Below are 3,982 nucleotides of genomic sequence, written 5' to 3' on the forward strand. Positions count from 1 at the left end.
CATCAAGGCGGCCGCGCCCACCTACGCGCCGCCGGGTCGGCACCTGGTCGCGGCGTCGGCGCTGCTGGGGATGGACGGATCCGCGCCCGACGAGTCGGTGATGCGCCGCCACGCCGCCGGCATCCTCGGCACCGATGGCGCGCGCTGGAGCCTGCTGGTCCGCCACGTCGTCCCGAACGCGTTGCCTGCCCAGCAGCCGCCGCTGGTGGTGCGCCGTCCGGTACGCCTCGGCGACGGCCGATGGGTGTGCGGGGATCACCGCGACACCGCTTCCATCCAGGGCGCGCTGGTCAGCGGCAGGCGCACCGCCGAAGCGCTGCTGAAGAGTCCGGTGTGAGCGTTGACGTGGCGGTGGAGTTGTCCGACCTGCTCGAACGGCTGCACGTCGTCGCGCTGCCGATGCGGGTGCGGTTCCGCGGTATCACCACCCGGGAGGTGGCGTTGATCGACGGTCCCGCCGGGTGGGGGGAGTTCGGCGCCTTTGTCGAGTACGAGCCGGCAGAGGCGGCGCACTGGCTGGCCGCGGGCCTCGAGGCGGCCTACGGCACCCGGCCCGACGTGCGTCGGGATCGCATCTCGATCAACGCCACCGTGCCCGCCGTCGCTGCCGCCGAGGTCGCCGGGGTCCTGGAGCGCTTTCCCGGTGCGCGGACGGCAAAGGTGAAGGTCGCCGAACCCGGGCAGTCGCTGGTCGACGACGTGGCGCGGGTCAATGCCGTGCGTGCGCTGGTGCCGACGGTGCGGGTCGACGCCAACGGCGGCTGGGATGTCGACGACGCCGTCGCCGCGGCGCACGCGCTCACCGTCGACGGCCCGCTGGAGTATCTCGAACAGCCCTGCCGGACCGTCCCCGAACTCGCCGAGGTCCGGCGCCGCGTCGACGTGCCCGTCGCCGCCGACGAGAGCATCCGCAAGGCCGACGATCCGCTGCACGTGGTCCGCTGCGGAGCCGCCGACATCGCGGTGCTCAAGGTGGCGCCGCTGGGTGGAGTGCGCGCCATGCTGGCCATCGCCGGTCAGATCGACATCCCGATCGTCGTCTCCAGCGCCCTGGACTCCGCGGTGGGCATCGGCGCCGGGCTCGTCGCCGCCGGCTGCCTGCCCGACCTGCCCTATGCGTGCGGCCTGGGCACCGGGGGGTTGTTCGTCGAGGACGTCGCCGAGCCGGTGCCACCGGTCGACGGTCACCTGCCCGTGACGACGGTGACGCCCGACCCGGCGCGCCTGCAAGCGCTCGCGGCACCACCCGAGCGCAGGCAGTGGTGGATCGAGCGGGTCCGCGCCTGCCACCCGCTGTTGTCCTGATCTGTGGGATGCATGGCCTGGACGCCGTCGGCTGACTGGCCAACACTGGGACCATGCCGCGCACGGTGCTCATCCTCGGGTTCGAAGGTGTGCAGGGCCTCGACATGGTGGGCCCGTTCGAGGTGTTCACCGGGGCGTCGCTGTATGCCGACACGCACGGCGGCGAGGGATACGCCGTGCGCATCGTGTCCGCCGGTGGCGCACCGGTCAGCACGGGCACCGGGCTGACGCTGGTCGCCGAGCCGCTGCCGGACCCCGGCGAGGCCGTGGACACGGTGGTGCTTCCGGGTGGCTGGGGCACCGAGACCGCCCGCCACGACGCCGAGTTGCTCGACTGGATATCGACGGTGGCCGTGCACGCCCGGCGCGTAGTCAGCGTCTGCACCGGGGCGGTGCTGGCGGCTGCGGCCGGGCTGCTCGACGGCTGTGTGGCCACCACCCACTGGGCGTTCGCTCCCCAGATGGCCGCTGAATTCCCGTTGGTCACCGTGGATTCCGATCCGATCTTCGTCCGCAGCTCCGAGAAGGTGTGGACCGCGGCGGGGGTCACCGCGGGGATCGACCTGGCGCTGTCGCTGGTCGAGGACGACCACGGCACCGAGGCCGCACAGACCGTCGCCCGCCATCTGGTGATGTACCTGCGCCGCCCCGGCGGACAGACCCAGTTCGCCGCACCGGTGTGGATGCCCCGTGCCCGAAGAACGCCGATCCGCGACGTCCAGGAATCCATCGAGGCCGAACCTGGAGCGGCGCACAGCATCTCCGAGATGGCCCGCCGTGCGGCGATGAGCCCGCGGCACTTCACCCGGGTGTTCACCGAGGAGGTCGGCGAAGCGCCCGGCGCCTACGTCGAACGGATCCGCACCGAAGCCGCCCGCCGCCAGCTCGAAGAAAGCGAGGACACGGTGACGGTCATCGCCGCGCGGTGCGGCTTCGGATCGGCGGAGACGTTGCGCCGCAACTTTGTTCGCCGCCTCGGCGTCTCGCCGGACCAGTACCGCAAGACATTCGCCTGACACGACAAGGAGATAGACCATGCAGATCGCGATCATGCTGTACCCGGGATTCACCGCGCTGGACTTCATCGGCCCCTACGAGAGCCTGCGTTACCTGCCCGGCGCCGAAGTACGGTTCGTGTGGCACCAGCCGGGGCCGATCGCCGCTGACTCGGCGGTGCTGCTCGTCGGGGCCACACATTCCTTCGACGAAACCCCCTCGCCGGACGCGGTGCTGATCCCGGGCGGATTCAGCACCGTCGAGCACGCCCGCGACCCGAAGGTGCTCGACTGGGTGCGCACCGCCCATCGCACCTCGACGTGGACGGTGTCGGTATGCTCGGGCTCGCTGATCCTGGCCGCCGCGGGACTGCTCGACGGCAAGCGGGCCACCTCGCATTGGGCGGCGTTGCCGGTGCTGCGCACGTTCGGCGCGCAGCCGGTCAACAACGAACGCCATCGTGTCCGCCGACGACAAGACCGTCACCTGCGCCGGGGTGTCGGCCGGCATCGACCTCGGACTGTGGCTGGCGGGTCGCATCGCAGGCGAGGGCAAGGCCAAGGCCAAGGCCATCCAGCTGTCCATGGAGTACGACCCGCAACCACCGTTCGACTCCGGCCACATGTCGAAGGCCTCGGCGAGTACCAAGGCGCTGGCCACCGCGATGATGTCCAAGCAGCTGGCCAAACCCGCAGCGCTGGCGGCGAGCACCGGCCTGCTGTGGGACGCCGCTCTTCAGCGAATTCGGCGTGCAAAGCGGCCCGCGCCCCGTTGAGGCTGCGTCCACGGTGGAGTTTTCCGGCGATTCACCACCCGTGATGCAGTCTCAACGACAATCGAAGTACCGTCTTCGGGGTGAATTTGGCTTATGACGACCGCGGCTCGGGGGAGCCGGTGCTGTTCATCGCAGGGCGTGGCGGTGCGGGTCGCACCTGGCACCTGCACCAGGTGCCGGTCTTCACCCGAGCCGGCTACCGCTGTGTGACCTTCGACAACCGCGGGATCGGCGCCACCGAGAACGCCGAAGGGTTCACCACCGAGACGATGGTCGGCGATGTCGCCGATCTGATCGAGAAGCTCGACCTCGGCCCGGCCCGGATCGTCGGGGTGTCCATGGGCTCCTACATCGCCCAGGAGCTGATGGTGGCCCGACCCGAGCTGGTGAGATCGGCGGTGCTGATGGCCACCCGTGGCCGTCACGACCGCTCGCGCGATTTCTTCTGGAAGGGTGAGCTGGCGCTGGCCGAGTCCGGCGTCGCGCTACCCGTCGAGTTCGAAGCGAAAGTCCGCCTGCTGGAGAGCTTTTCACCGAAGACGCTGAACGACGACAGCGCGGTGCGTGACTGGATCGACATGTTCACGATGTGGCCACAGAAGCCGACACCCGGCATGCGGACTCACCTGAGGATCGCCCCGCAGGACAGCCGGTTGGCCGCTTACCAGAACGTGACCACCCCGGCGCTGGTCATCGGTTTCGCCGACGACGTGGTGTTGCCGTCCCACCTGGGCCGCGAGGTCGCCAACGCGCTGCCCAACGGGCGTTTCATGGAGATACCCGGCACCGGGCACCTCGGGTTCATCGAGAAGCCCGAGGTCGTCAACACCGCGATCCTGAATTTCTTCGCCGATAGTCTGTAGGGATGAACCCCTCGACGGCGCAGTCCCGGGTGGTCGTCGACGA

The 3,982-nt window shown here is 70.1% G+C and carries 3 protein-coding genes and 2 pseudogenes; all 5 read left to right on the top strand.

Annotated elements, in window-relative coordinates; genetic code table 11:
* Nucleotides 1-337: pseudogene (locus tag WA944_RS19075) on the top strand (amine oxidase); the annotation flags it as partial.
* Nucleotides 338-345: 8 nt separating this feature from the next.
* Nucleotides 346-1,305 carry an o-succinylbenzoate synthase gene (locus tag WA944_RS19080; RefSeq protein ID WP_526374135.1) on the top strand — a complete coding sequence of 320 codons (960 nt, stop codon included), beginning with the start codon at nucleotides 346-348 and terminating at the stop codon, nucleotides 1,303-1,305.
* A 53-nt stretch (nucleotides 1,306-1,358) separates the two neighbouring features.
* On the top strand, nucleotides 1,359-2,321 hold the full coding sequence (locus WA944_RS19085) for a GlxA family transcriptional regulator (protein WP_526647231.1): 963 nt from the start codon (nucleotides 1,359-1,361) through the stop codon (nucleotides 2,319-2,321).
* A 19-nt stretch (nucleotides 2,322-2,340) separates the two neighbouring features.
* Nucleotides 2,341-3,076, top strand: a pseudogene (locus WA944_RS19090) (DJ-1/PfpI family protein).
* 80 nt (nucleotides 3,077-3,156) lie between these two features.
* Nucleotides 3,157-3,939, top strand: coding sequence for an alpha/beta fold hydrolase (locus tag WA944_RS19095; RefSeq protein WP_526374134.1), 783 nt, complete (start codon nucleotides 3,157-3,159; stop codon nucleotides 3,937-3,939).
* Nucleotides 3,940-3,982: the final 43 nt, after the last annotated feature.

Source organism: Mycobacterium sp., from assembly GCF_049683355.1.
GTDB lineage: Bacteria > Actinomycetota > Actinomycetes > Mycobacteriales > Mycobacteriaceae > Mycobacterium.

What these genes read in the sequence shown, in the direction of transcription:
- WA944_RS19085 (WP_526647231.1), top strand. Translation starts at nt 1,359, where the DNA reads ATGCCGCGCACGGTGCTCATCCTCGGGTTCGAAGGTGTGCAGGGCCTC.